Genomic DNA, 24,946 nt, shown 5'->3' with positions numbered 1-24,946 from the left:
TCCACCCGCAGGTGGACGCGGGGCGGGTGGGGCGCGCCGTACGCTCACCGGTCATGACGACCGTCGCCGTGCTGCCGCGACAGCCCCGGCGCCTCGGGCCGAAGGGGGCCGCGCTGCTCGACCTCGGGGTCGTGGGCGGCATCGGGTTCCTGGCCCTCGTGGGCGGTCTCGGGCTGGCGTCGCTGGTGGCGCTGGTGCTCGGCGTGCTGCAGACCGTCCCGCTGCTGTGGCGGCGTCGCTACCCCGTCGCGACCTTCGCGGCCGTGGCGGCGGCGAGCGCGCTGCAGGTGCCGACGTACGGCGAACCCCTGGTCAGCCAGCTCGCGTTCCCGGTGGCGGTCTACTCCGTGGCGCGGTTCTCGTCGGCGACGATGGGCTACGTCGCGCTCGGCACGGGGCTCGTGGCCGGCGTCGTGGCGGCGCTGGACTGGACGGCGACGTACTCGGCCGGCGGCGGCGCGGCCCGCAGCTACGCCGTGACGATCGGTCTCATCGTCCTCGCCGCCTGGGCGCTGGGAACCCTGGGGCGCACCCGGGCGGCGTACGTCGACGCCCTCATCGCCCACACCCAGCACCTCGCCCGCGACGCCGAGCAGCGCGCCGAGCTGGCCGCCTCCGACGAGCGCGCCCGCATCGCCCGGGAGATGCACGACGTCGTCGCCCACGGCCTGTCGGTGATCGTGGTGCAGGCGGACGGGGCGCGCTACGCCGCCGCCAAGGACCCCGACGTCGCCACCCGCACGCTGGAGACCATCGCCGCCACCGGCCGCGAGGCCCTCACCGAGATGCGGCGCCTCCTCGGCCTGCTGCGCTCGGACGACACCGGCACCGCCCCGCAGCCCGGCCTCGCCGACCTGCCCTACCTCCTCGACCAGGCCGCCGCCGACGGCCTGCCGATCGTCGCGAACCTCCCCGACCCCGCGCCCGCCGTTCCCGACGGCACGGCCCTGGTCGTCTACCGCGTGGTGCAGGAGGCCCTCACGAACGTGCGGCGGCACGCGGGCCCCGTGGGCACCGTCGAGGTCGTCGTCGCGGAGGCTCCGGGCGAGATCGTCGTGCGGGTCACCGACGACGGCCGCGGCGCCGCGGCGACCCCGGGCCGCGACGCCTCGACGGGCGGTCTCGGCCTCGTCGGGATGCGCGAGCGGGTCCGCGCCGCCGGCGGCAGCGTCACCACCGGCCCGCGCCCCGGCGGCGGGTTCGAGGTCGGTGCGAGGATCCCGGTGTGAGCGTCACCGATCCGATCCGCGTCTTCCTCGTCGACGACCAGCAGATGGTGCGGGCCGGCTTCCGCATGCTGGTCGAGAGCCAGGACGACCTGACCGTCGTCGGCGAGGCCGGGGACGGCGAGGAGGCCCTGCGCCGCCTCGGCGCGGTCGCCGCCGACGTCGTGCTGATGGACGTGCGGATGCCCCGCATGGACGGCGTCGACGCCACCCGCCGGCTCGCCGCGCAGTCCGCCGCCGGCCAGAGCGTGCCGCGCGTCATCGTGCTCACCACGTTCGACCTCGACGAGTACGCCTTCGCCGCCCTCAAGGCCGGCGCCTCCGCGTTCCTCCTCAAGGACGCCGCCCCGCCCGAGCTGCTGGAGGCCGTCCGGCGGGTCCACGCCGGCGACGCCGTGGTCGCGCCGTCCACCACCCGCCGCCTCCTCGACCACTTCGCCGCGACGCTGCCCGACGGCGACGGGTCCGGCGGGTCCGGGTCGGCGACGGGCGCACCGGCGGCGGGGGCCGCCGTGCCCGACCCGCGGCTCGCCGCCCTCACCGACCGCGAGGCCGAGGTGCTGGAGCTCGTCGGCCGCGGCCTGTCCAACGGCGAGATCGCCACCACGCTCGTCGTCGGCGAGGCCACCGTGAAGACCCACGTCAGCCGCCTGCTGGCCAAGACCGGCTCGCGCGACCGGGTGCAGCTCGTCGTCCTCGCCTACGAGACCGGCGTCGTCTCCGCCGGCTGAGCCGGGGCCCGGCGCCGGGCCCCGTCATCCCCCGGGTGGACGAGCGGTCGCCGCGGCGTCCACCCCCCGTCGTACGACGGCACCCGCCGCCCGCCGCAGGATCAACCGGTCGCCGGACGACGCGGGGACCCCGCCGTACCTAGCGTCCTGGTCATGTCCACGACACCGTTCACCGACCTCGTCCACCCGGCACCGACGGGCCCCGCGCCGGCCGCGAGCGCCCGCGGCCTGACGAAGACCTACGGCCGCGGCGACGCCGAGGTGCACGCCCTGCGGGGCGTCGACGTCGACCTGCCGGCCGGCCGCTTCACCGCCGTCATGGGCACGTCCGGCTCCGGCAAGTCCACCCTCATGCACTGCCTCGCCGGCCTCGACCAGCCGACGTCGGGCACCGTCAGCATCGCCGGCAAGCGGCTCGAGGGGCTCGACGACGACGCCCTCACCCGCTTCCGCCGCGACCACGTCGGCTTCGTCTTCCAGGCGTTCAACCTCCTGCCGATGCTGACGGCGGGGCAGAACATCCTGCTGCCGTTCGAGCTCGCGGGCCGGCGCGTCGACGCGACGGTGCGGGCCCGCTACGACGAGGTCGTCTCCACCCTCGGCCTCACCGACCGGGTCGGCCACCGGCCCGGCGAGCTCTCCGGCGGCCAGCAGCAGCGCGTCGCCATCGCCCGCGCCCTCGTCGCGCAGCCCGAGATCGTCTTCGCCGACGAGCCGACCGGCAACCTCGACTCCGACACCTCCGCCGAGGTGCTGGGGTTCTTGCGCCGCTGCGTGCGCGAGCTCGGCCAGACCGTCGTGATGGTGACCCACGAGCTCGACGCCGCGGCGTACGCCGACGACGTCGTCGTGCTCGCCGACGGCTCGGTGCGCGCCCACCTCGTCGACCCCACGCCCGAGGAGCTCGTCGCCACCCTGCGTCCCGCCGCCGCGGTCCGCACCGACGGGGGCACCCGATGAGGACCGTGCTGCTCGCGTCGCTGCGCACCCACACCCGCCGCTACGTCGCAGCGGTCCTCGCCGTGGCCATCGCGGTCGCGTTCGTGGTCGTCACCGACGCCCTCGCCTCCTCGGCCCGCGGCGGGCTGACCGGCGAGGTCGGCAAGCCCTACGAGAAGGGCGACCTCGTCGTCACCGGGGGCGGGATGGACGGCTGGCCGAACAACACCGGCGTCGAGGCCGTCGTGGACCTCGCCGAGGAGCGCGGCGACGCCGCCGTGCCCCTGGCCGAGACGTGGCTGACGATCGCGCGCCCCGACGGCTCGACCGTCGCAACGGACGCGGCGATCGGCACGTGGGCCGACGACCCGTCCCTGGTCTGGCAGAGCGTCGTCGAGGGCCGCGGTGCCGAGGCGCCCGACGAGGCCGTCGCCGGCGCGTCGCAGGCCCGCGCCCGCGACATCGCCGTCGGCGACGAGGTGGTCATCGGCAGCGGGGAGTCCGCGACCACCGTCACCGTCGTCGGCCTCGCCGACGGCACCACGCTGGCCTCGAGCGCCCTGTGGGTGCCCTTCGAGACCCTGCGCACCCTCGAGGGCTGGTGGGCCGAGACGGTCACGTACGCCGTCGCCCCCGGCGGCGACGTCGGCGCGGCCGCCGACGCGATCGCGGCGCTCAGCGACGACGGGACGGGGAGCGGCGCGAGCGCCGACGTCGAGCCCGCCGGCGTGCTGGAGACCTTCACCCCGGCCGAGGTCGCCGACGACCGGCTGCAGAAGGTCAACCAGCAGGTCGACGTCATGGCGATGCTCGTGCTGCTCTTCGCCGCCATCGCGGCGGTCGTGTCGGTGATGGTCATCGCCAACACGTTCTCCATCCTCTTCGCCCAGCGCCTGCGCGACCTCGCGCTGCTGCGCTGCGTCGGCGCCACCCGCCGCCAGGTACGCCGGGCGATCCGCGTCGAGGCGCTCGTGGTCGGGCTCCTCGCCTCGCTGGCCGGTCTCGCCCTGGGTGCGGCGCTCGGCTACGGCGGCGTCGCGGCGCTGCGGGCGAGCGTCGACTTTCCGCTCGGCGCGGTCGACCCGTCGCTGCTCTGGTGGGGCGCGGCCTTCCTCGGCGGTGTCGTGACCACCGTCGTCGCCGCGTGGGTGCCGACCCGGACGGCGACGCGGGTGAGCCCGCTGGCCGCGCTGCGCCCGGAGGCCGCGCCGTCGGTGCGCACGACCGCGGGCCGCGCCCGCATCGCGTTCGGCGGTCTCGTGCTCGCCGCGGGCTGCGCCGGGCTCGCCCTCGCGGTCGCCACCGAGGCCCTCCTCGTGATGGTCGCCGGCGGCACCGCCTTCTTCGCGGGCGTCGTGCTGCTCGGACCCGTCATCGTGCCGGCGCTGCTGCGGCTCGTGGGGCTCGCGGTCCGTCGTACCGGCCCCTCCGCCCGCATCGCGGGCGACAACGCGGTGCGCAACCCCCGTCGTACGGCGGCGACCACCGCCTCGCTGCTCATCGGCGTCACCCTCACCACCGCGGTGCTGACGGGGATGGCGAGCGCCCGGGCGGCGACCGCGGAGGAGCTCGACCAGCAGTACCCGGTCGACGTCACCGTCGCCGCCGACTCCGGCCCGCTCGCCGCGGACCTCGTCGAGCGGGTGAGCGGCATGCGCGGCACCGACGCCGCGGTCGTCGTGCCCGGCGGCCTCGCGGCCGTGGCCCCGGCGGCGGGCAGCGACACCGGCGGCCTGCCGCCCGAGGAGGTGTGGGCCAGCGACTCCCTCGCCATCGCGGCCCCGGCCGCCGCCGAGGACGCCGACCGGGCCCTCGACGAGGTCGTCCGCGGCGACCGCACCATCGCGGTCCCCGGCGACGACGAGATCGCGGTCCCCTACGACCTCGTCGGCACCGCCGGCGTGCCCGAGCGGGTCGAGGTCACCACGGCCACCGGCACCCGCACGCTCACCCCGCGGCTGGTCGACGGCGGCTGGGGCGCGGCGGCCCTCGTCTCCCCCGCGACGCTCGAGGCACTGGTCGGTGAGGGCACCGAGCCGTACGCCGTGTGGTTGCGCGCCGAGGACGGCGTCGACGTCGACGACCTCGTCGCCGACCTGGAGGCGGCCGCCAGCGGCAGCGGGGCCAGCGTCACCCCGCTCCTGCAGCAGCGGAACTGGGTCGACACGCAGCTCGACGTCGTCGTCATGGCCGTCGTCGGCCTGCTCGGGGTCGGTGTGCTCATCGCGCTCGTCGGCATCGGCAACACGCTCGGCCTCTCGGTGCTCGAGCGGGCCCGGGAGAACGCGCTGCTGCGGGCGCTCGGCCTGACCCGCCGCCAGCTGCGCCGCACCCTGGCGGCGGAGGGCGTGCTGCTCTCGGTGGTCGCGACGCTGCTCGGCACGGCCGTCGGGGTGTTCTTCGCGGTGATCGGCGTGCGGGTGATGGTGCAGCCGAGCATCGGGGACGCGGCGCTCGTGCTGCCGTACGGCCAGCTCGCCGCCGTCGTCGCGGTGGCCGCCCTGGCCGGGCTCGTCGCCTGCGTGCTGCCCGCCCGCCGGGCCGCGCGCGTCAGCCCCGCGGCGGGGCTGACGGCGGACTGAGCCCCGCGCCCCGCCGTACCCCACCCGGGGGCGGCCGGTGGGGGGTGCACCTGCGTAGTCCCTGACGTTCCCGACGTACCGACCGGCGTGTCGTGACGGGAACGTCAGGGACTACGGCGTTCCGGGGCCCGTACGGCGTTCCGGAGCGAGGGCCCGTTCGGCGTTCCGGGACTGAGGCTCAGCCCGCGAAGACGTCCTTGCCGGGGCCGAGCACGGGCTCCCAGGCGCGGACGGTCTGCTCGACGACGACGCCGACGGTGACGAAGGGGTCCTCGGCCGTGAGGGCCCGCACCTCGTCGGCGGAGGAGCCGCGGAAGAGCAGGAGGGCGCCGGGGGCCTCGTCGGCGCCCCACGGGCCGGAGACGACCATCTTCTGCTGGTCGGCGAGGCCCGCGAGGTACTCCCGGTGGGCGGCCCGGTGCTCGTCGCGCAGCGCGGCGTCGTCGGAGTAGGTGTAGGTGACGGCGTAGATCGAGGTGGACATGCCCCGATCCTCACACGCCCCCGGGCGCCCCCGGGCCCGTCCCGCAGCCCGTCCCGCAGCCCGTCCCCGCCACCCGGCCCGTGGCTAGGATCGCGGCGTGCCCCCCGCCAAGGTCCCGGACGCCACGCACTGGCGCGACGTGCAGCTCCACGTCGTCACGGGGAAGGGGGGCACGGGCAAGTCCACGGTCGCCGCGGCGCTCGCGCTCGCGCTGGCCTCGACCGGCCGCAGCGTCCTGCTCTGCGAGGTCGAGGGCCGCCAGGGCATCGCCCGGATGTTCGACGTCGACCCGCTCCCCTACGAGGAGCGCCAGATCGCCAAGGGACTGCCGGCCACGCCCGGTGCCGCCGCCCCCGACGGCTCGCCCCGCGGCCCCGCGGGCACGGTGCACGCCCTCCACATCGACGCCGAGTCGGCGCTGCTCGACTACCTGGCGATGTACTACCGCCTCGGCCGCGCCGGCCGGGCCCTCGACAAGTTCGGCGTCATCGAGTTCGCCACCACCATCGCGCCGGGCGTGCGCGACGTGCTCCTCACCGGCAAGGTCTTCGAGGCCGCGAAGCCGGGCCGCCGCGGCAAGGGCGCCCGCCAGTACGACGCGGTCGTCCTCGACGCCCCGCCGACCGGCCGGATCACCCAGTTCCTCAACGTCTCCGACGAGCTGGCCGGCCTGGCCAAGGTCGGCCCGATCAAGTCGCAGGCCGACCTGATGATGACGCTGTTCCGCTCCTCGCGCACCGCGGTGCACTTCGTGACCGTGCTCGAGGAGATGCCCGTGCAGGAGACGGCCGACGGCATCGCCGACCTGCGCCGCACCGGCCTGCCCGTGGGCGGGGTGGTCGTCAACCTGACCCGGCCCGAGGAGCTCGACGCCGACGACCTCGCGCAGGTGACGGCCGGCACCGCCGACCCCGCCGCCCTCGCCGGGGACCTGGCCGCCGCCGGGCTCGAGGGCTCCCCCGACGAGCTGGGCGCGCTCGCCGAGCACCTGCTCGCCCAGGGCCGCGACCACGCCGAGCGCCGGGCGCTGGAGGACTCGCAGCGGGCCCTCGTGGCCGGGTACGGCGTGCCCACCTACGAGCTGCCCCGCCTCGCCGGCGGCGTCGACCTCGGTGGTCTCTACGAGCTCGCCGCCCACCTGCGCCGCCAGGGCATGGCATGAGGCACGGCCGGCGACACGGGACGAGGGAGGACGCATGACGGTCAGCAGCACCGACCCCGGCGGGGCCGCCGGGCGCGCCGCGTCGCACCGCCGCAGCAGCCACCGCGTCGGCCCGCTGGCCGCCGAGGAGGGCCCCGCGCCGTACCTCGACCTCGACGCGCTCCTCGACGACCGGGGCACCGGGATCATCGTGTGCTGCGGCTCCGGCGGGGTCGGCAAGACGACGACCGCTGCCGCGCTGGCGATGCGGGCCGCCGAGCGCGGCCGCAAGGTGGTCGTGCTGACGATCGACCCGGCCCGCCGCCTCGCGCAGTCCATGGGCATCGAGGAGCTCGACAACACCCCCCGCCCCGTGACCGGTCTCGACACCTCGGCCGGCGGCAGCCTCGACGCGATGATGCTCGACATGAAGTCGACCTTCGACGAGGTCGTCGAGAGCCAGGCCAGCCCGGAGAAGGCGCGGGCGATCCTGGAGAACCCGTTCTACGTCGCGCTGTCGAGCTCGTTCGCGGGCACGCAGGAGTACATGGCGATGGAGAAGCTGGGCCAGATCCACCGGCAGGCGGAGGCGGAGGGCACCTACGACCTCATCGTCGTCGACACCCCGCCGTCGCGCTCGGCGCTGGACTTCCTCGACGCCCCGGAGCGGCTCTCCAGCTTCCTCGACGGCCGGTTCATCAAGCTCCTGCTCGCGCCCGCCAAGGGCCCGGCGCGCGTGATGAGCATGGGCTTCGGGCTCATCACGAACGCGCTGACGAAGGTGCTGGGCGCCCAGGTGCTCACCGACCTGCAGACGTTCGTGGCCGCGTTCGACACCGTCTTCGGCGGGTTCCGGCAGCGGGCGCAGCAGACCTACTCGCTGCTGCAGGACTCCCGTACGGCGTTCGTCGTCGTCGCGGCGCCGGAGCGCGACGCGCTGCGCGAGGCGGCGTACTTCGTCGAGCGGCTGGCCGACGACCGGATGCCGCTGGCCGGGCTCGTGGTGAACCGGGCGCACCCGCACCCGCCGGTCGACCTCAGCGCCGAGGAGGCCCTGGCCGCCGCGCAGCGCCTGGAGCGCCGCCGGGACGCCGGGGAGCTGCACGACCCCGAGCTGGCCGAGGGCCTGCTGCGGCTGCACGCCGACCACGTGCGCATCACGGAGCGCGAGGCGGCCCTGCGGGCACGGTTCGCGGCCACGCACCCCGAGGTGCCGACGGCTGTCGTGCCGGCACTGGCCAGCGACGTGCACGACCTCGACGGCCTGCGCCGCGTCGGCGAGCTCCTCGCCCCCGGCTGAGCCGGGCCACCGGGGGTCCGGCGGCTACCGGCGGCTACCGGCGGCTCAGACCGCGGCGGTGGTGTGCTCGTTGCGCGCCGACTCGAGCACGTCGCGCCACGACGCGGCCGGCCGGCGGCGCAGCAGGGCGCGGCGCTCGCGCTCGGTCATGCCGCCCCAGACGCCCCACTCGATCTGGTTGTCGAGCGCCTCCGCGAGGCACTCGGTGCGCACGGGGCAGCCCTGGCACAGCTGCTTGACGCGGTTCTGCTCGGCTCCACGAACGAAGAGCTCGTCCGGCTGCGCCTGACGGCACACGGCCTTCGTCGTCCAGTCCTCGACCCACATGTGACGTCCCCGCCCGTTCGCGTCAGGTGCACGGCCCCACGCCCGCACCCGACTCTCCAACCCAACGGGACCAAGGTAAAGAATCCGCGAGGTCCGCGGCAGACCCATTTGCGTCAAGACTGGTAGTCGGAAGGGACTAGGCCATAGGTCCCGGGTGGTCCCGTGACCGGGACCCGGCGCTCGTGACGGGGGGTGCGCGCGGCCGGCGGACGCGGCCGGCGACGGCGGCGTCGGGAAAGGCCCCGGGCCCGGCACGGTCCCGTACCCTTGGGACCCATGTCCCCCTCTGCACCCGAGCGTCTCACGGCGGGACGCGTCGTGAAGCACCTTCTGGTGATGCTCGCGGCCTCCGTCGTGCTGGGCGTCGTCGTCTCCGGCCTGGCCCTGCCCTTCGCGGGCATGGCCGGCATCTCGGCCCGCAACGTCTCCGAGAGCGTCAAGGAGCTGCCGGCCGAGCTGGAGACCCAGACCCTGCCGCAGCGCAGCCGCATCCTCGACGCGAACGACCAGGTCATCGCGACGATCTACGACGAGAACCGCGTGAACGTGCCGCTGACCCAGGTCAGCCCGCTGATGCGCCAGGCCATCGTCTCGATCGAGGACTACCGGTTCTACGAGCACGGGGCGCTCGACCTGCAGGGCACCCTGCGCGCGCTCATCGTCAACCAGGCCAACAGCGGCGTCGTGCAGGGTGGTTCCTCCATCACGCAGCAGATGGTGAAGCTGACGCTGGTGCAGCAGGCCGGGGACGACGAGCAGGCCCGTGCGGAGGCGACGGCGGAGACGTTCAGCCGCAAGATCCAGGAGCTGCGCTACGCCATCGCGATCGAGAACACCTACTCCAAGGACTGGATCCTGGAGCGGTACCTCAACCTCGCGTACTTCGGCAACGGCGCCTACGGGATCCAGTCCGCGGCCCGCACCTACTTCGGCACCGACGCGGCCGACCTGACCCTGCCGCAGGCCGCGATGCTCGCCGGCCTCGTGCAGAACCCGGTCGGCCTCGACCCGACGATCAACCCGGAGCGCGCACAGCAGCGCCGCAACGTGGTCATCGACCGCATGGCCCAGCTCAACGTGATCGACGACGGGGCCCAGCAGTGGGCGCGTTCCCTGGACCTCGGCCTCAGCATCAACGCGCCGTCCAACGGCTGCGTGTCGTCGGTCGCCCCGTTCTACTGCGACTACGTCCTGCGCTACCTGCTCGCCGACCCGTCCCTGGGCGAGAGCGAGGAGGCGCGGCGCTCGCTGCTCTACGAAGGCGGGCTGTCGATCAAGACGCCGCTCATCCAGACCTACCAGACGTCCGCCGACGAGGCCGTCGCCGACGCGGTGAACCCGACCGACAACGCCATCGGCGGGCTCGCCATGGTCGAGCCCGGCACGGGCTACGTACGAGGGCTCGCGCAGTCGCGCCCCATGGGCACCAACATGGAGGCGGGCCAGACCTACCTCAACTACGCGGTGCCCGAGCGCCTCGGCGACTCGAACGGCTTCCAGGCCGGCTCGACCTTCAAGACCTTCGTGCTGGCCGCCGCCATCGAGCAGGGCGTGCCGCTGAGCTGGGGCATCAACTCCCCCGAGCAGGTCGCCGTGCGCGAGTCGACGTTCCGCGACTGCGACGGCGAGCCCTACGGCGGCTCGGTGGCGTGGGAACCCTCGAACTCCACCGACTCCGGCTACATGACGATGGTGACCGGCACGCGGCTGTCGGTGAACACGTTCTACGCGCAGCTCACGCAGCGCACGGGCCTGTGCCAGCCGTTCGAGCTCGCCCGCCAGATGGGCGTGGAGCTCGACAACCCGACCGGTGAGGAGCAGCCGGGCCGCCTGGCCGAGCGGGTCCCCTCGTTCGTGCTCGGCGTCGCCGACGTCAGCCCCGTCGAGATGGCCGAGGCCTACGCGACCTTCGCGGCCCGTGGCAACCACTGCGCGGCGCTCCCCGTCATGCAGATCGCCGACTCGGCCGGCAACGTCATCAAGACCTACGACCCGACGTGCAACCAGGTGCTGACCCCTGAGACGGCCGACGCGATCAACTACGTGCTCCAGGGCGTCATCGAGGGCGGCTTCGCCCAGCGCCAGCGCCTGGGGATCGACGCTGCCGGCAAGACCGGTACGACGCAGAACGGCCGCTCCGTGTGGTTCGTCGGCTACACGCCGAACCTCGCGACGTCGGCGATGATCGCGGGCGCCAACGAGTTCGGCACGCCCATCTCGCTCGGTGGCCAGCGGGTCGGCGGCCGGCGGTTCAGCAACAGTGTCTCGGCCTCGGCGTTCGCCGCCCCGATGTGGGGCGACGCGATGCGCGGGATCCGCGACGAGCTGCCCGGGGACGACTTCACGGCGTACAGCGCATCGGCTCTGCGCGAGGCCGTGGGTCCGACCGACCTGCAGGGCTCTGTCGGTCTCGGCAGCCGCGCCACCACCCGCATCGGCGGCGGGAACGACGACTGACGGCGATTGACGCCGTACGACGACACGAGGCGCCCGTCCCCCTCGGGGGGCGGGCGCCTTCGTCGTCCTGGACCTGTCGTTGCGGACCCTGCGGCCGAACCATGTGCTCTGCGAGCCAGGCATTGGCCGTAGACCACAGGTTTCCCCGCTTAGGCGGGGAAACCTCACCAGCCCGGGTGCTGGCCCACCAGGTTGACCGAGCCACCGACCTCGCCGTCGGCCAGGGCGCGGACCTCGCCGGCGACCCAGGCCTCGACGCCGTGCTCGGCGAGCATCCGCAGCGCGGTGTCGACGGAGCCGGGGTCGGTGAGCGCCACCATGCCGACACCGCAGTTGAGCGTGGCCTCGACGTCGGCCTGGGGCAGGTCGCCGACGCGGCGCACCAGGTCGAAGACGGGCTGCGGCGTCCAGGTGCCGCGGTCGATCGTCGCGGTGAGCTCGGCCGGCATGACCCGCTCGAGGTTCGCCGCGAGGCCGCCGCCGGTCACGTGGGCCATCGCATGGGTCGCGGTGCCGCGGGCCAGCGCGAGGGCGGGCTTCGTGTAGATGCGCGTGGGCGTCAGCAGCTCGGCCCCGAGCGTGCCGCCCAGCTCGTCCACCTGGCGGTCGAGCTCCCAGCCGGCGCCGGCGAGCAGCACGTGCCGCACGAGGGAGTAGCCGTTGGAGTGCAGGCCGCTGGAGGCCATCGCGATGACGACGTCACCGGGGCGCACGCGACCGGGGCCGAGCATCTGCTCCGCCTCGACGACGCCAGTGGTGGCGCCGGCGACGTCGTAGTCGTCGGGGCCCAGCAGGCCCGGGTGCTCCGCGATCTCGCCGCCGACCAGCGAGCAGCCGGCCTCGACGCACGCCTCGGCGATGCCCTTGACGATGGCCGCGATGCGCTCCGGCACGACGCGGCCGGTGGCGATGTAGTCGGTCATGAACAGCGGCTCGGCGCCGCACACGACGAGGTCGTCGACGACCATGCCGACGAGGTCGAAGCCGATGGTGTCGTGCTTGTCCATCGCCTGGGCGATGGCCACCTTGGTGCCCACGCCGTCGGTCGACGTGGCCAGCACGGGCCGGTCGTAGGCCTTGAGCGCGCTCGCGTCGAACAGCCCGGCGAAGCCGCCGAGACCCCCGATGACCTCGGGGCGCCGGGACTTCTCGACCCAGCCCTTCATGAGGTCGATGGCGCGGTCGGCCGCCTCGATGGAGACGCCGGCGGCGGCGTACGCGTTCTCGGCGGGGTCGGTCACGTCAGCTGCTCCTGGGGGGCCGGGGGTGCGGGGGTGCAGGTGGTGCGGGTGGTCGGTCGGGGCGCGGTACGGCGGGTCAGGGCCGGCGCAGCGCGTCGGCGGCGCCGCCACCCGCGAGGGATGCGGCGAGGCCGTCGACGTCGGTCGTCGTCGCGGCCGGCGTGGCCGGGGCGGAGCGCCGGACCTCGAGGACGTCCTTGCCCAGGTGGGCGGAGTCGGGCAGGTCGATCGGGTAGACCCCGTCGAAGCAGGCCCGGCACAGGTTGTCCTTCGGCACGGCGGTGGCGTCGACCAGGTCGTCGAGCTCGATGTAGCCGAGCGAGTCGGCGTCGATGGAGCGGCAGATCTCGTCGACCGTCAGGCCGTTGCCGATGAGCTCGGCGCGCGTCGCGAAGTCGATGCCGTAGAAGCAGGGCCACTTCACCGGCGGCGAGGAGATCCGCACGTGCACCTCACGGGCGCCGGCCTCGCGAAGCATGCGCACGAGCGCGCGCTGGGTGTTGCCGCGCACGATCGAGTCGTCGACCACGACGAGCTTCTTGCCCTCGATGACGTCGCGCAGCGGGTTCAGCTTGAGGCGGATGCCGAGCTGGCGGATCGTCTGCGACGGCTGGATGAAGGTGCGCCCGACGTAGGAGTTCTTGACCAGGCCGGTGCCGTACGGGATGCCGGACGCCTCGGCGTACCCGATCGCGGCGGGGGTGCCGGACTCGGGGACGGGGATGACGAGGTCGGCGTCGACGGGGAACGTCTTCGCGAGGCGGCGGCCGATCTCGACGCGCACGCTGTGCATCCGCTTGCCCGTCATCACGGTGTCGGGGCGGGCGAGGTAGACGAACTCGAAGAGGCAGTGCTTGGGCGCGGGCTCCGCGAAGGTGCGGCTGCGCAGGCCGTCGGCGTCGACGGCGATGAGCTCGCCGGGCTCGATCTCGCGGATGAACGACGCGCCCACGATGTCCAGCGCGGCGGTCTCCGACGCCACGACCCAGCCGCGCTCGAGGCGGCCGAGCACCAGCGGGCGGATGCCCTGGGGGTCACGCGCGGCGTACAGCGTGTCCTCGGTCATCCACACGAAGGAGAAGGCGCCGCGCACGTGGGGCAGCAGCTCGACCGCGCGCTCCTCGACCGTGGTGTCGGGGTGGTCGGCGAGCAGGGCGGTGACGACGCTCGTGTCGTTCGTCGAGTTCTGCTCGGGGCGGTGGACCTTGAGGTCCAGCTCGCCGTCGAGGACGCTGCGGTCGCGCACCATCTCGGCCAGCTCGGCGGTGTTGGTCAAGTTGCCGTTGTGGGCCAGCGCGATGGAGCCGTGCGCCGTCGGGTGGAAGGTCGGCTGCGCGTTGTGCCACGTGCTCGCACCGGTGGTGGAGTAGCGCGAGTGGCCGATCGCGACGTGGCCCTGCAGCGCGTCCAGCGTCGACTCGTCGAAGACCTGGGAGACGAGACCCATGTCCTTGTAGACGAGGATCTGGCGCCCGTTGCTGACCGCGATGCCCGCCGACTCCTGGCCGCGGTGCTGCAGCGCGTAGAGGCCGTAGTAGGTCAGCTTCGACACGTCCTCGCCCGGCGCCCACACCCCGAAGACGCCGCACGCGTCCTGCGGACCCTGGTCCTGGGGGTCGAGAGCGGCGGTGAGTCGACCGTCGCCCCCCTTGCGTGTGCTCACGGAGTTGGCCACCCGTCCATGGTACGGCGCGGCGCACCGACCGGGCGACGTCGCGCCGTACCCGGACGGGTCACATCCGACGCTCGCCGGCCCGCACGGCCTCGCGGATGCGGGTGTAGGTGCCGCAGCGGCAGATGTTGCGGATGCCGTCGAGGTCGGCGTCGGTGATGGCCCGGCCCTCCCGCTTCACCTTCTTCACCAGCGCCACCGCGGCCATGATCTGGCCGGGCTGGCAGTAGCCGCACTGGGCGACGTCGCGCTCCAGCCACGCCTCCTGCATGGGGTGGAGGTCGGCGCCGACGGTCGCCGGCAGGCCCTCGATGGTCGTGACCTCGTCGTCGGGGCCGAGGTCGCCGACGGGGACGGCGCAGGGGTTGAAGGCGCGGCCGTTGACGTGCGAGGTGCACGCCTTGCAGACGTTGATGCCGCAGCCGTACTTGGGGCCGACGACCCCCAGCAGGTCGCGCAGGACCCACAGGAGGCGGACGTCGTCCTCGACGTCGACGCTGACGGTCTCGCCGTTGAGGCGGAAGGTCTGACGGGGCACGGGAGGCTCCTCGGTGGCAGTGCGGGGCGGGGCGGGGCGGGGCGGGGCGGGGTCAGTACGTGAGTCGCAGGCCGTTGGTCGGCGACGCCGGGACCGGCGGCTCGAACGACTTGGGCTCGAAGGCCAGGTCGTGGTGGTTGACCGGGAAGTGGGTCGGCATCGTGCCCGTGGCCCGGGCGTAGGCGCAGGCGACGGCCGCGAAGGTCGCCGCGACGCCGGCCTCGCCCGCGCCGCCCGGCTGCGGGCTGTCGGACGGCATGACGTGCACCTCGACCTCGGGCGGGGTGTTCCACTGCCGCGTGTAGAAGTAGTTGTCCCAGCTGGCCTCGAGGAAGTGGCCGTCGCGCAGGTGGAGGCTGGAGGTCAGGGCGAGGGCGATGCCGTCGTTGATGCCGCCCTGCATCTGCGCCTCGAGGCCGCGCGGGTTGATCGCGAGGCCCACGTCGATGGCGAAGACGACCTTCGTGACCCGGGGCCCGGTGACGGCCTCGCGGACCTGGCGGCCCACCGTCTGCGGCCGGCAGTCGGTCTCGACCAGGCAGGCCGAGGCGCCCTTGTACTCCTTGTGGATGGCGATGCCCTGTGCGGTGCCCGGCTCCATCGCCCGCCCCCAGCGCCCGGCCTGCGCCACCCGGTCGAGGACGGCGGTGACACGGGCGTTGCGGGAGAAGGCGCGGCGGAACTGGTAGGGGTCGCGCCGCATGTCGGCCGCCAGCCGGTCGACCACCAGCTCGGAGGCGGCGCGCACGTCGGGTGAGTAGATGTTGCGCATGCTGCCCGTGTTGAACCGGCCGTCCGACTCGGTGAGCGTCTGCACGACCGCGCCGAAGTTGTAGGGCATCTCTTGCGTCAGGGTGAACACCGTCTCCGCGAAGCCGAGGTTGCCGAGGCCGGCCGGCAGGTCGGCGGCGAAACCGGTGAGGGCCTCGCCCAGGCCGTGGCGGAAGTCGGTCTCGACGCTGGCGTGCGACTGCTGGAAGGCGACGACCTGGCCGCCCACGTGGGCGGCGCGGATCTTCGAGGTGCACATCGGGTGCGTGCGCCCGGCGCGGGCGTCGTCGGCGCGGTGCCACATCAGCTTCACCGGCACGCCCATCTCCTTGCTGATGAGCGCGGCCTCCCTCGCGCCGTCGAAGAACAGGCGGCGGCCGAACGACCCGCCGCTCTGCGTGACGTTGACCCGCACCTTCGAGACCGGCAGCCCGATGGCGGCGGCGATCTGCTCCTGGGCGATGACCGGGGACTTCAGCCCCGACCAGATCTCGGCGCTGTCGGCGCGCACGTCGGCGATCGCGGAGTTGGTGTCCATCGCCGAGTTGCTGCGGAAGTAGAACGTGAAGTCCGCGTTCACGGTGCGCAGCAGCGGCAGGCTCGGCAGCGACGGCAGGGGCAGCTGGTCGCGTTGCAGGCGGGCGAGCACTGTCTCGTCGGACTCGCCCGTGACGGTGCCCGGGTCCCAGTCCGCACGGACGGCGCGCACGGCGTCGATGCACTGCCCGAACGTGCGGGCGCGGACGGCGACGCCGAAGTCCATGTGCGCGACGTGGGTGACGCCCGGCATCCGTCGCACCTCGGCAAGGTTGTGCACCCGCAGGGCGCGGCCGTTGAGCTTCGGCGCGCGGCAGACCATCGTCGGCAGTGCGTCGGGCACCTGCAGGTCGGTCGTGAACTGCTTGCGGCCCGTGACGGCCTCGAGGGCGTCGATGCGGTTCTGCGGACGGCCGATCACGGGGTGGGAGGTGCGCTCCGGCAGCTCGACCTCGACCCCGCGGCTCTGGGCGGCCGCGGCAGGGCCGGCGAGCTCGCCGTACGTGACCCGGCGGCCGTCGGGGGCCTCGATGACGCCGCCGAGCTTGACCACGAGCTGGTCGACCGCGTCGCCGAGCTGCACCGACGCCGCCTCGAGGAGCGCGCGGCGCGCGACCGCGGCGGCCACCCGGATGGGGGTGTACGTCGAGATCGTCGTGTTGGAGCCGCCCGTGAGCTGGTTGAGGAGCAGCTCGGGGCGCGCGGGGGCGAGGGTGACCTCGACCTTGTCGACGGGCAGGTCGAGCTCCTCGGCGATGATCATCGCCGTCGAGGTCGTGATGCCCTGGCCCACCTCGGCGCGCGGCAGGGCGAACGAGGCCGTGCCGTCGGCGTTGATCGTGATGGAGATGAGGTTGCTCGTCGCCGCACCCGCGAGGGTGAGGAAGTCGTTGAGGTCGAGGATCTCCGGCGGCTGCGGCAGCGTCGGGATGCCGTCGGCGCTCGCGGGCGCAGCACCCACCCCGAGCGGGGCCGCGGCCACCAGCGTCGAGCCGCTGAGCACGAAGCCGAGGAAGGTGCGACGGCGCACGCCGTCACCCCCGGTGCTGCTCCCCTCCCCTGCTGCGTCGTGCGTCTGGTCGGTCGTCGGTCGAGCCACTGCGTCCTCCGGAGTGTCAGCCGGCCGAGGCCGGTGCGGTCACTCCCTCCCGCAGACCACGTTCGCATCCCGGGGAGCCGGCCCCAACCCGAGCGCGCCCACGATGTGACGGCGATCACTGGGCAGTCTGCACACCGCCGCGCTGGCGAGCGCCCCAGCGGAGTCCGCGCCCCACCAGCAGGCCGGTCGCGACGACGGCGACGCAGACGAGCTGCGCCAGCGCCGTCGCCAGGAACACACCCAGGTGGGGCAGGTGGAGGAGCGACAGGAGGAGGAGCAGGCAGAGGCCTGCCGCGACGCGCACGCACGCCGAAGCCGCTACCACCAGGAGACGGTGCGCGCCGCTCCTGCGCAGGCGACCACACCCCCACGCCACCCACGCTGCCAGGGCCAGGTGGAGCACCCCCCACCCCAGTCCCACGGCCGCGAGGAGCACCCCCGCGAGGAGGTCGCCCACGACCGCGTGAGGGCCCGGGAACCACCACATCCGGAGGCCGCACACCACGGTCACGGCGCCCACACCGGCCGAGACGACGAGCCAGCGCCACAGCAGCCGGGCCCGGGCGAGGAGGAGGAACCGCGCCTGGCGATCCGAGGAAGGCGTCGTCCGGGCCGAGATCACGGGTCGAACGGTCCTCCTCGGCCGCGCCGTCGGCCATGAGCACGGGTGCTCAGGCTCGCCTCAGCCCGCGGCGCCCAGCCGGTACGCCGCGAGCGCCAGCGACAGCTCGACCGGGGGCGTCGCGGCGCCGACGCGGCCGCCCGTGACCTGCCGGACGCGGCGCAGCCGGTTGAGCACCGTGTTGCGGTGGCACGGCAGCGCCTGCGCGGTCGCCGTCGTCGATCCGCCCAGCCGCACCCACACCTCGAGCGTCTCGACGAGCGCGCGCCCCTCGTCGCCGGGGAGCTCGAGCAGCGGGCCGAGCCAGCGGTCGACCAGGCGGGCGGCGATGTCGGGCGAGGCCAGCACGAGCGCGTCGGGCAGGGCGTCGTCGAACGCGACGGTCGGCACGCCGCGGCTCGCGGCGATGCGCTGCGCGGCGAGCGCGTGGCGGAACGCCTGCTCCACCTGCGCGAACCCCACCGCCACCCCCGACGTGCCCACCGGGCCGTCCACCAGCACGCGCAGCCCCGCCGACAGGTCGGGAGCGACGAGCGAGCCGGCCTCGACGAGACCCACGACGCCGACGGCGCGCCGTACCCAGCTGGAGCGGTAGCCCGCCGCCCGCAGGCCCGCCTCCGCGCTGCGGGCCGCGGCCGCCGTGGTGTCGCCGTGGGCGACCACGACGATGCACGGGGCTCCCGGGTGGAGGTCGAGCAGGCGGCCCGCCTCGGCGGCGAACACGGGGTCGGCGCCGCGGCCGGCGAGCAGGTCCTCCCACAGGGCGGTACGGCGCTGCTCGTGCGCGCGCAGGGCGCCGGCCTCGGTCTCGTGGTACGCCGCCGCGACCGCCGCCGACGTGCGGTCCACGACCGCCCACAGCGAGGTGCCGATCTCCCGAACGTCGTGGGCGTCGAGGGTGTCGCCGGCCTGGTCGAGGAGGTCCTCCCAGATCAGGCGACCGCCCATGCGGAACGAGCGCAGCACGTCGTCGAGCGGCAGGCCCTGCTCGGCGCGCCGGTGCCCGGTGGCGCGGGCCGCGTCGTACCGGTCGGGCCCCCCGGCGCGCGCCGGGTCGAGCTCGACCTCGAGCAGCTCGAGCACGCGGGCGACGTTGTCGAGGCAGGAGCGGCGCAGGTCGTCGTCGGCGAGGACGGGCACCTCGGCGTACCCCACGTTCTCGGCGCGGATGACGGCGAGCAGCGCCTCGGCGAGCACGGTGACCCGCTCGGCGCGGTGGCGCTCCAGGAACGCCGCGGTCGTCGCGCGCACTCCCCGCCTCCCGGCCGCCGCTCCGGAGCCGCCGTCCTCAGGCCCCCCGCTCGGCCAGGCGGGCCAGCAGGAGCGTCTCGGCGAGCAGCACGCGCTCGAACTCGGCGAGGTGCAGGCCCTCGTTCGGGCCGTGGGCGCGGGTGTCGGGGTCCTCGACGCCCGTGACGAGCACGGCGGCCTCGGGGAAGGCCTCGAGGAACTCCGCGATGAACGGGATCGAGCCGCCCACGCCCATGTCGACCGGGACCGTGCCGTCCCAGGCCTCGGCGAACGCGGCGCGGGCGACGTCGTACACCGGCCCGGTCGCGTCGATCTGCGTCGCCTCGCCGGTGTCGACGACGGTCACCTGCAGCTGGGCGCCCCACGGCACGTGGGCCTCGAGGTGGGCGCGCAGCGCGGCCAGCGCGCTCTCGGCGGTGTCACCGGGAGCGATGCGCATCGACAGCTTCGCGCGGGCGGCCGGGACGAGGGTGTTGGAGGCGCCGTCGACCTTCGGGGCGTCGAGGCCGGTGACGCTGAGCGACGGCTTGGTCCACAGCCGCTCGACCGCCGAGCCGGTGCCGACGAACGCGACGCCCTCGGCGACGCCCGACTCGGCGCGCAGGCGCTCCTCGGGGTAGTCGACGTCGGCGGCCGGGCCGGCGTGCAGCCCGGCGACCGCGACGTCGCCCGCGTCGTCGTGGAGCGTGGCCAGCAGCCGCGCCAGCGTCGTGATCGCGTCGGGGACGAGGCCGCCCCACATGCCGGAGTGCACCGCGTGCGTCAGCGTGCGCACCTCGACGTCGACCCGCACGAGGCCGCGCAGGCTGGTGGTCAGGGCGGGCACGCCGATGTCCCAGTTGGTCGAGTCGGCGATGACGATGACGTCGGCCCGCAGCGTCTCGGCGTGCTCGGCGAGCAGGGCCGGCAGCGTGTCGGAGCCGACCTCCTCCTCGCCCTCGACGAACACCGTCACGCCGACGCCCAGGTCGTCGCCGAGCGCACGCAGGGCGCCGAGGTGGGCCACGACGCCGGCCTTGTCGTCGGCGGCGCCGCGCCCGAAGAGGCGCCGGCCGCCGGGCGAGTCGGCCTCGGTCGCCTCGAAGGGGGGCGTCGCCCAGTCGGCGTGGTCGCCCTCGGGCTGCACGTCGTGGTGGGCGTAAAGCAGCACCGTCGGCGCACCCGCGGGGGCCGGTCGGGTCGCGATGACGGCGGGGGCGCCGCCGTCGGCGCTGACGATCCGGGTGTCGAGGCCCTCCGCCTCCAGCAGCGCGGCGACGGCCTCGGCGCTGCGCCGTACCTCGCCGGCCCGGGCCGGGTCGGCGCTCACCGACTCGATGCGCACGAGCGCCTCCAGGTCGCGGCGCACGCCGGGCAGGACGGCGGCCACCCGGCCGCGCAGGTCGTCGGTGGTGAGGTCAGCCATGGGTCGACACTAGCCAGCGGCGCACGCGGCGGCGGGTGGGGAACGGGCGGTGCCGCGAGGCGCGGCACCGCCCGCGGCTCACCCGGCGGACGCGGTGAAGCGGTCGAGGTCGGCGACGTGGTCCTCGTGGGAGGTGGGCACGATGCCGGAGTACACCGCCGTGAGGCACCCGGGGCACGACAGCTGCCGGAACACGATGGGCTCGTCGACGTAGATCTCGGGGTCGGACGTGACCTGGGGTCCCGCCGTGCTCGACGGTCCCTCGAAGACGGCCAGCCGGAGCTGCGCGTCGCGGGTGGTGTCCGCCAGCTCGAGCCCGCAGTGCGCGCACCCCACCTGGGTGCCGTCGACCACGAGGTTGTCGTCGACGGCCCGGGCGCGAGAGAGGTCGACACGACCGTCCCCGACCTCGGGCGACGACGACCGCTCACGGCGCTCGGCCCGCATCCGTTCGCGCGTCTCCCGGGTGCCGGGGTCGTCCACGGCACCGTCGGCGCCCAGCACCACCCCGTAGACCCGCTCGGCCCCCTCCCGGGTCACCTTCAGCTCGGCCAGGTCGTGCGCGACCGCGGCCGGCTCCCGCAGCAGCGGGTCGCCGTACCCGCCGCCGCCCTGCCAGTGCATGTACAGCACCTCGCCCGGGGCGACGTAGGACTGCGCGTAGCAGTGACCGACCTCGACCTCCGCTCCGAAGTCCTCGACGGAGGAGGGGATCCGGCCCTCGGCCAGCAGCGCGTGGGCGTCCACGCCGCGCACCACGGCGTCCAGCCCGGTGTTGCCCGGGTAGCCGCCCGCCAGCCCGCTGTTCTGCGCGACCGCCTTGCCCGCCGAGGCGAGCACGAGGCCCGCCGGGACGCTCGACCCGTGCAACGTCACGGCGAGCGAGGCGCTGACGCCACCCCGCTGCCGCCCCGGGCCACCCGAGTCGGGCTCCTCCCGGCGCCACAGCGTGAGCAGCGGGTACAGGAACTCGGTCATCTCGACGTCGGGGATCCGTCCCATCGGGATGCAGAACAGACCTCCGGTGTCCATGCCGTCCGCCTGCGGCCGCGCGCCGTACCCGCCGGCCATCGGCTCCATCATGATGTTGAGGAACGGCTGCGGGACCTCCCCTCGCTCGTCGAGCCCGGCCACCACGGCGGTGTCCCACGTGCCGCAGCACGCGGCCTGCGCGGTCGTCCCCAGGTCGGGCGAGCGATCCAGCATCTGCGAGAGGCACTCGGCGACCAGGGTGCCGGTCAACCAGGCCGGCCCGATCGGTCCCCGCCCGACCGCGGCGGGGAACGAGGCGTTGTTGATGGTGCCCTCCTCGGACACCAGGTCGAAGCAGCGCATCAGACCGCCGGCCGACCACGGGATGTCGTGGGCCAGCATCGGCAGCAGCGCGAGCATGACGCCGCCGCGCATCCCGGCGTACGTGCAGTTGATGAGGCCGGTCTGGGCGTCGGTGCCGGTGAAGTCGAAGACCAGCCTGTCGTCGGCCTTCGTCATGGCGACGGTGATCTTGTGGACCCCGCGGTCGCCCTCGTGCGACTGGTCCTGGTAGCCCGTCGCCTTCCACGTGCCGTCCGGCAGGCTGCGGAGCTTGCCCCGCAGCCGGCCCTCCGCGTCCGTCATCATCCGCTTCATCACGGCCTTGACCGTGTCGGCGCCGTACTGCCGGATCACCTCCTCCAGGCGCTTGCGACCCACCGTGTTCGACCCGACCTTGGCCCGCAGGTCCAGGTTCACGAGCATCGGCACGCGGGAGCGGCGTACCCACACGTCGGCGACGTCGTCCTGGATCTCGAAGTCCTTCACCACCTTGATCGGCGGGGTCGGCAGGGCCTCGGCGAAGACGTCCTGGGCCGCCGGGCTGAACGACCCGAGACCGACGCCCCCGAGGTCCGGCTCGTGGCAGATCGCGCTCGTCCAGGCGAACAGCTCGCCGTCGTGGAAGACGGGTTGGAAGACGATGACGTCGCTCTGGTGGAGGCCACCCCCCACCCACGGGTCGTTGCAGAGGAACATGTCGCCCTCCCGGATGCCCGGGTTGGTGGCGCGGTTCTGCAGCGTCCAGTAGATGGCGAGGTCGACGGCGCCCACCAGCATGGTGTTGTAGAGACCGACCTGCACCTCCTGCCCGACCTCGTCGCAGATGGCGAAGTCGAAGTCGTTGGCGTCGGTGACGATCGGGGAGCCCGACATGCGCTTGAGCGCCTCGCCCATCTCCTCGGTCACCGACCACAGGCGGTGGCGCACGACCTCGTAGGTGAGCGGGTCGAGGGCGTCGACCTGCTCCTGTGTGACGGTGTGGACCGGGAGGTCCGCCGGGAGACCGGCAGCCACGACCTGCGGGTCGACGGGGCGGCTCGAGAAGCGCTCGGAGCCGGGGATTGCCATGACCATCTTCTCGTCCTCAGTCCCTCGTGTGGATGTTCAGGTTGCCCAGGTGGTCGACGGTGCCGGTCATCCCCGGGGGTACGACGACCGTCGTCGTCGGCACCTCGATGACGGCCGGGCCGGCGATGCGATGCCCCGCCCGTAGCGCGCGGTAGTCGTAGACGGGGGTGTCGACGTAGCCGTGCCGGGCGTCGAGGCAGACGCTGCGCGTGGCCAGCAGCGCGTCGGCGGGGTCGGCGCTCTCCGCGTCGGCCAGCTTCGGCATCTGCGGGTCGAAGGGCAGGATGCCGGTGGCCCGCACGCGGAAGGTGATGGCCTGCACCCCCGCCGCGCTGAACCCGGTGCCCTCGCCGTACAGCTCCGCGTAGCGGCGCTCGAACGACTCCGCCACGCCGACCATGTCGGCCGGCTCGAGCTCGCCCCCGGGGACCTCCACCGACACCTCCGCGAGCTGGGCGGTGTAGCAGAGGTCCATCGAGCGCGCGTACTCGACGCGGTCGAAGCTCAGCTGCTGCCGCCCCAGGGCGCCCGCGAGCTGCGCCTCGAGCGCCCCGAAGTGCGCCGCCGCACGCTCGGGCGGCAGCGGCATCAGGCCGGGGTCGGACACCTCGGCGGTCAGGACGATGTCGGAGGAGGCCAGACCGTACGCCGAGAACGCGGAGGCCACGGGGCCGAGCGGCACCACGACCTCCTTCACGCCGACCTCGGCGGCGTACGACGCGCAGTACGCCGGACCCGCACCGCCGAACGCGTAGAGCACGAACTCGCGGGGGTCGTGCCCCGCCTCGACGACCGTCTTGCGCAGCAGGTCGCCGGTCTGGGCGTTCTGCACGGCGTAGATCGCGGCCGCCGCGTCCTCGACGCTCAGGCCGAGCGGCTCGGCGATCCGGGTGCGGATCGCGTCGCGGGCGGCATCGAGGTCGAGGGCCTTCCGGCCGCCGAGGAGGCCCGAGGTCGGCAGGATGCCGAGCACGAGGTTGGCGTCGGTGTTCGTCGGCTCCGTGCCCCCGGCCGCGTAGCAGGCCGGGCCGGGCACGGACTGCGCGCTGCGCGGGCCCACCTGCAGGTTGCCCCCGGCGTCGATCCACGCGATGGCGCCGCCACCGGAGCCGATGGCGTGCACCTCGAGGGTCGGCACGTTGATCGGGTGGTGGTTGATGATCGTGGTGCTGGTGCGGACCGGCTCGCCGTCGACCACCAGGCCGACGAGGAAGGTCGTGCCGCCCACGTCGGTCGAGATGACGTTGCGGTGGCCCAGCTGCTCGGCCAGGGACACGGCACCGACGACGCCGCCGGTGAGCACGGACCCGACGGTGCTGATCGCCGTCGCCGGCGCCTCGGCCGCCGCGATCGCGCCGCCGTTGCTCTGCATCACCAGCAGCGGCCCGGCGAGCCCGTCCGCGCGCAGCTGCCCCTCGAGGGTGCCGAGGTAGTCGCGGAGGCCGGGGCCGATCTGGGCACTCATCACGGTGGTGGCGCTGCGGGCGAACTCGCGGATGCGCGGGCTGACCTCGCTGGAGAGCGAGACGAACACGTCGGGGTCGAGCTCGTGGACGATCTCGCGCACCCGCTGCTCGTGCGCCGGGTTCTTGAACGCCCAGAGCAGCGAGACCGCGATCGACCGGATGCCCTCCGCGAGAAGCGGCGCGACCGCATGGCGTACAGACTGCTCGTCGAGGGCGACAACCACGTCGCCGTTGCGGTCGAGCCGCTCCACCACCTCGACCGCGTGGCGCTTGGGCAGCAGCGCGTGCTGCTTGCTCTGCCCGAGGACGTTCTGCAGCACCTCGGGCGAGGCGCCGAGGTAGCGGCCCTCGACGTTCATGATGAACAAGGAGTCGCGGTGACCCTGGGTGGTCACGAACCCCACGGGCGGGACGTTGCCCATGACGAGCGCGTTCAGCGACGAGGTCGTGCCGTGGGCGATGTGGTGGGTCTTGGCGAGCATCTCCCCCAGCGGCTCGCCCAGCTGCTCGGCGAGCGCGGCCAGGACGTCCATGACCCCTTGGGAGTAGTCGGGCGGCGTCGACGGCGCCTTGGCCGCAACGAGGTTGCCTGAGTCGTCGTCGAGCACGGCGTCCGTGAAGGTTCCGCCGACGTCGACCCCGATGACGTAAGCCATGTCGTCCCGTCCTTGTTGTCGGTGTGGCTGGGCTCACACACCCTAGGAGCGACCGACGTAAGCGTCAATAGATCAACACCATCGTAAATCGCCGGCAGCGAGAACGAGGCCGCCCCGCC

The 24,946-nt window shown here is 74.1% G+C and carries 18 protein-coding genes; 7 read left to right on the top strand and 11 right to left on the bottom strand.

Annotated features, from left to right (window positions below; all coding sequences use genetic code 11):
* Positions 1-53 precede the first annotated feature (53 nt).
* The 4 genes from ACOACO_RS05110 (at position 54) to ACOACO_RS05095 (ending at position 5,478) form a co-directional block, all read left to right on the top strand.
* A complete protein-coding gene (locus ACOACO_RS05110; protein WP_420295163.1) occupies positions 54-1,229 on the top strand; it encodes a sensor histidine kinase in 1,176 nt (391 codons plus the stop codon).
* Positions 1,230-1,273: 44 nt separating this feature from the next.
* Positions 1,274-1,957, top strand: coding sequence for a response regulator (locus ACOACO_RS05105; RefSeq protein WP_420296300.1), 684 nt, complete (start codon positions 1,274-1,276; stop codon positions 1,955-1,957).
* A gap of 153 nt (positions 1,958-2,110) precedes the next feature.
* The gene (locus ACOACO_RS05100) at positions 2,111-2,917 is read left to right on the top strand and encodes an ABC transporter ATP-binding protein (protein ID WP_420295162.1); all 807 of its coding nucleotides are present in this window, start codon (positions 2,111-2,113) and stop codon (positions 2,915-2,917) included.
* Positions 2,914-5,478 carry an FtsX-like permease family protein gene (locus ACOACO_RS05095; RefSeq protein WP_420295161.1) on the top strand — a complete coding sequence of 855 codons (2,565 nt, stop codon included), beginning with the start codon at positions 2,914-2,916 and terminating at the stop codon, positions 5,476-5,478. The genes ACOACO_RS05100 and ACOACO_RS05095 overlap by 4 nt, the downstream gene beginning before the upstream one ends.
* A gap of 178 nt (positions 5,479-5,656) precedes the next feature.
* On the opposite strand, the gene ACOACO_RS05090 is transcribed toward ACOACO_RS05095, so the two are convergent.
* A complete protein-coding gene (locus ACOACO_RS05090; protein ID WP_420295160.1) occupies positions 5,657-5,962 on the bottom strand; it encodes a YciI family protein in 306 nt (101 codons plus the stop codon).
* A gap of 97 nt (positions 5,963-6,059) precedes the next feature.
* On the opposite strand from ACOACO_RS05090, the gene ACOACO_RS05085 reads away from it, so the two are divergent.
* Entirely contained in the window at positions 6,060-7,124 is a 1,065-nt protein-coding gene (locus ACOACO_RS05085; protein WP_420295159.1) for an ArsA-related P-loop ATPase, read from the top strand.
* Between the two features lie 34 nt (positions 7,125-7,158).
* Positions 7,159-8,403 (top strand): ArsA family ATPase, encoded by a 1,245-nt coding sequence (locus ACOACO_RS05080; protein WP_420295158.1) that lies wholly within the window; start codon positions 7,159-7,161, stop codon positions 8,401-8,403.
* Between the two features lie 45 nt (positions 8,404-8,448).
* Here the strand turns inward: ACOACO_RS05080 and ACOACO_RS05075 are convergent, their stop codons facing one another.
* Positions 8,449-8,730 (bottom strand): WhiB family transcriptional regulator, encoded by a 282-nt coding sequence (locus tag ACOACO_RS05075; RefSeq protein WP_420295157.1) that lies wholly within the window; start codon positions 8,728-8,730, stop codon positions 8,449-8,451.
* A 276-nt stretch (positions 8,731-9,006) separates the two neighbouring features.
* Here ACOACO_RS05075 and ACOACO_RS05070 point away from each other — a divergent pair, with 276 nt between their 5' ends.
* The gene (locus ACOACO_RS05070) at positions 9,007-11,187 is read left to right on the top strand and encodes a transglycosylase domain-containing protein (RefSeq protein ID WP_420295156.1); all 2,181 of its coding nucleotides are present in this window, start codon (positions 9,007-9,009) and stop codon (positions 11,185-11,187) included.
* Positions 11,188-11,351: 164 nt separating this feature from the next.
* Here ACOACO_RS05070 and purM read toward each other — a convergent pair whose 3' ends face one another.
* The 9 genes from purM to ACOACO_RS05025 all read right to left on the bottom strand — a co-directional run bounded on the left by purM (position 11,352) and on the right by ACOACO_RS05025 (position 24,827).
* A complete protein-coding gene (purM, locus tag ACOACO_RS05065; protein ID WP_420295155.1) occupies positions 11,352-12,428 on the bottom strand; it encodes a phosphoribosylformylglycinamidine cyclo-ligase in 1,077 nt (358 codons plus the stop codon).
* Between the two features lie 76 nt (positions 12,429-12,504).
* Positions 12,505-14,103, bottom strand: a complete 1,599-nt coding sequence (gene purF, locus ACOACO_RS05060) for an amidophosphoribosyltransferase (RefSeq protein ID WP_420295154.1) — start codon at positions 14,101-14,103, stop codon at positions 12,505-12,507.
* 58 nt (positions 14,104-14,161) lie between these two features.
* Positions 14,162-14,638 (bottom strand): (2Fe-2S)-binding protein, encoded by a 477-nt coding sequence (locus ACOACO_RS05055; RefSeq protein WP_420295153.1) that lies wholly within the window; start codon positions 14,636-14,638, stop codon positions 14,162-14,164.
* Positions 14,639-14,690: 52 nt separating this feature from the next.
* On the bottom strand, positions 14,691-16,976 hold the full coding sequence (locus ACOACO_RS05050; RefSeq protein WP_420295152.1) for a molybdopterin cofactor-binding domain-containing protein: 2,286 nt from the start codon (positions 16,974-16,976) through the stop codon (positions 14,691-14,693).
* 184 nt (positions 16,977-17,160) lie between these two features.
* Positions 17,161-17,667 carry a hypothetical protein gene (locus ACOACO_RS05045; protein ID WP_420295151.1) on the bottom strand — a complete coding sequence of 169 codons (507 nt, stop codon included), beginning with the start codon at positions 17,665-17,667 and terminating at the stop codon, positions 17,161-17,163.
* Positions 17,668-17,727: 60 nt separating this feature from the next.
* The gene (locus ACOACO_RS05040; protein WP_420295150.1) at positions 17,728-18,918 is read right to left on the bottom strand and encodes a PucR family transcriptional regulator; all 1,191 of its coding nucleotides are present in this window, start codon (positions 18,916-18,918) and stop codon (positions 17,728-17,730) included.
* Positions 18,919-18,955: 37 nt separating this feature from the next.
* Positions 18,956-20,323: a dipeptidase gene (locus ACOACO_RS05035; protein WP_420295149.1), complete on the bottom strand. Its 1,368-nt coding sequence runs from the start codon at positions 20,321-20,323 to the stop codon at positions 18,956-18,958.
* 78 nt (positions 20,324-20,401) lie between these two features.
* On the bottom strand, positions 20,402-22,705 hold the full coding sequence (locus ACOACO_RS05030) for a hydantoinase B/oxoprolinase family protein (protein ID WP_420295148.1): 2,304 nt from the start codon (positions 22,703-22,705) through the stop codon (positions 20,402-20,404).
* A gap of 16 nt (positions 22,706-22,721) precedes the next feature.
* A complete protein-coding gene (locus ACOACO_RS05025) occupies positions 22,722-24,827 on the bottom strand; it encodes a hydantoinase/oxoprolinase family protein (RefSeq protein WP_420295147.1) in 2,106 nt (701 codons plus the stop codon).
* Between the last annotated feature and the right edge of the window lie 119 nt (positions 24,828-24,946).

The sequence above is a fragment of the Nocardioides sp. CPCC 205120 genome (genome assembly GCF_048654585.1).
Lineage (GTDB): Bacteria > Actinomycetota > Actinomycetes > Propionibacteriales > Nocardioidaceae > Nocardioides.
Note: the sequence above shows the minus strand (reverse complement) of the source record. Positions and strands in the feature narration are given on the sequence as shown.

What these genes read in the sequence shown, in the direction of transcription:
- ACOACO_RS05070 (WP_420295156.1), top strand. Translation starts at nt 9,007, where the DNA reads ATGTCCCCCTCTGCACCCGAGCGTCTCACGGCGGGACGCGTCGTGAAG.
- ACOACO_RS05090 (WP_420295160.1), bottom strand. Translation starts at nt 5,962, where the DNA reads ATGTCCACCTCGATCTACGCCGTCACCTACACCTACTCCGACGACGCC.
- ACOACO_RS05030 (WP_420295148.1), bottom strand. Translation starts at nt 22,705, where the DNA reads ATGGCAATCCCCGGCTCCGAGCGCTTCTCGAGCCGCCCCGTCGACCCG.
- ACOACO_RS05075 (WP_420295157.1), bottom strand. Translation starts at nt 8,730, where the DNA reads ATGTGGGTCGAGGACTGGACGACGAAGGCCGTGTGCCGTCAGGCGCAG.
- ACOACO_RS05095 (WP_420295161.1), top strand. Translation starts at nt 2,914, where the DNA reads ATGAGGACCGTGCTGCTCGCGTCGCTGCGCACCCACACCCGCCGCTAC.
- ACOACO_RS05080 (WP_420295158.1), top strand. Translation starts at nt 7,159, where the DNA reads ATGACGGTCAGCAGCACCGACCCCGGCGGGGCCGCCGGGCGCGCCGCG.
- ACOACO_RS05105 (WP_420296300.1), top strand. Translation starts at nt 1,274, where the DNA reads ATGGTGCGGGCCGGCTTCCGCATGCTGGTCGAGAGCCAGGACGACCTG.
- ACOACO_RS05110 (WP_420295163.1), top strand. Translation starts at nt 54, where the DNA reads ATGACGACCGTCGCCGTGCTGCCGCGACAGCCCCGGCGCCTCGGGCCG.
- ACOACO_RS05100 (WP_420295162.1), top strand. Translation starts at nt 2,111, where the DNA reads ATGTCCACGACACCGTTCACCGACCTCGTCCACCCGGCACCGACGGGC.
- ACOACO_RS05025 (WP_420295147.1), bottom strand. Translation starts at nt 24,827, where the DNA reads ATGGCTTACGTCATCGGGGTCGACGTCGGCGGAACCTTCACGGACGCC.
- ACOACO_RS05035 (WP_420295149.1), bottom strand. Translation starts at nt 20,323, where the DNA reads ATGGCTGACCTCACCACCGACGACCTGCGCGGCCGGGTGGCCGCCGTC.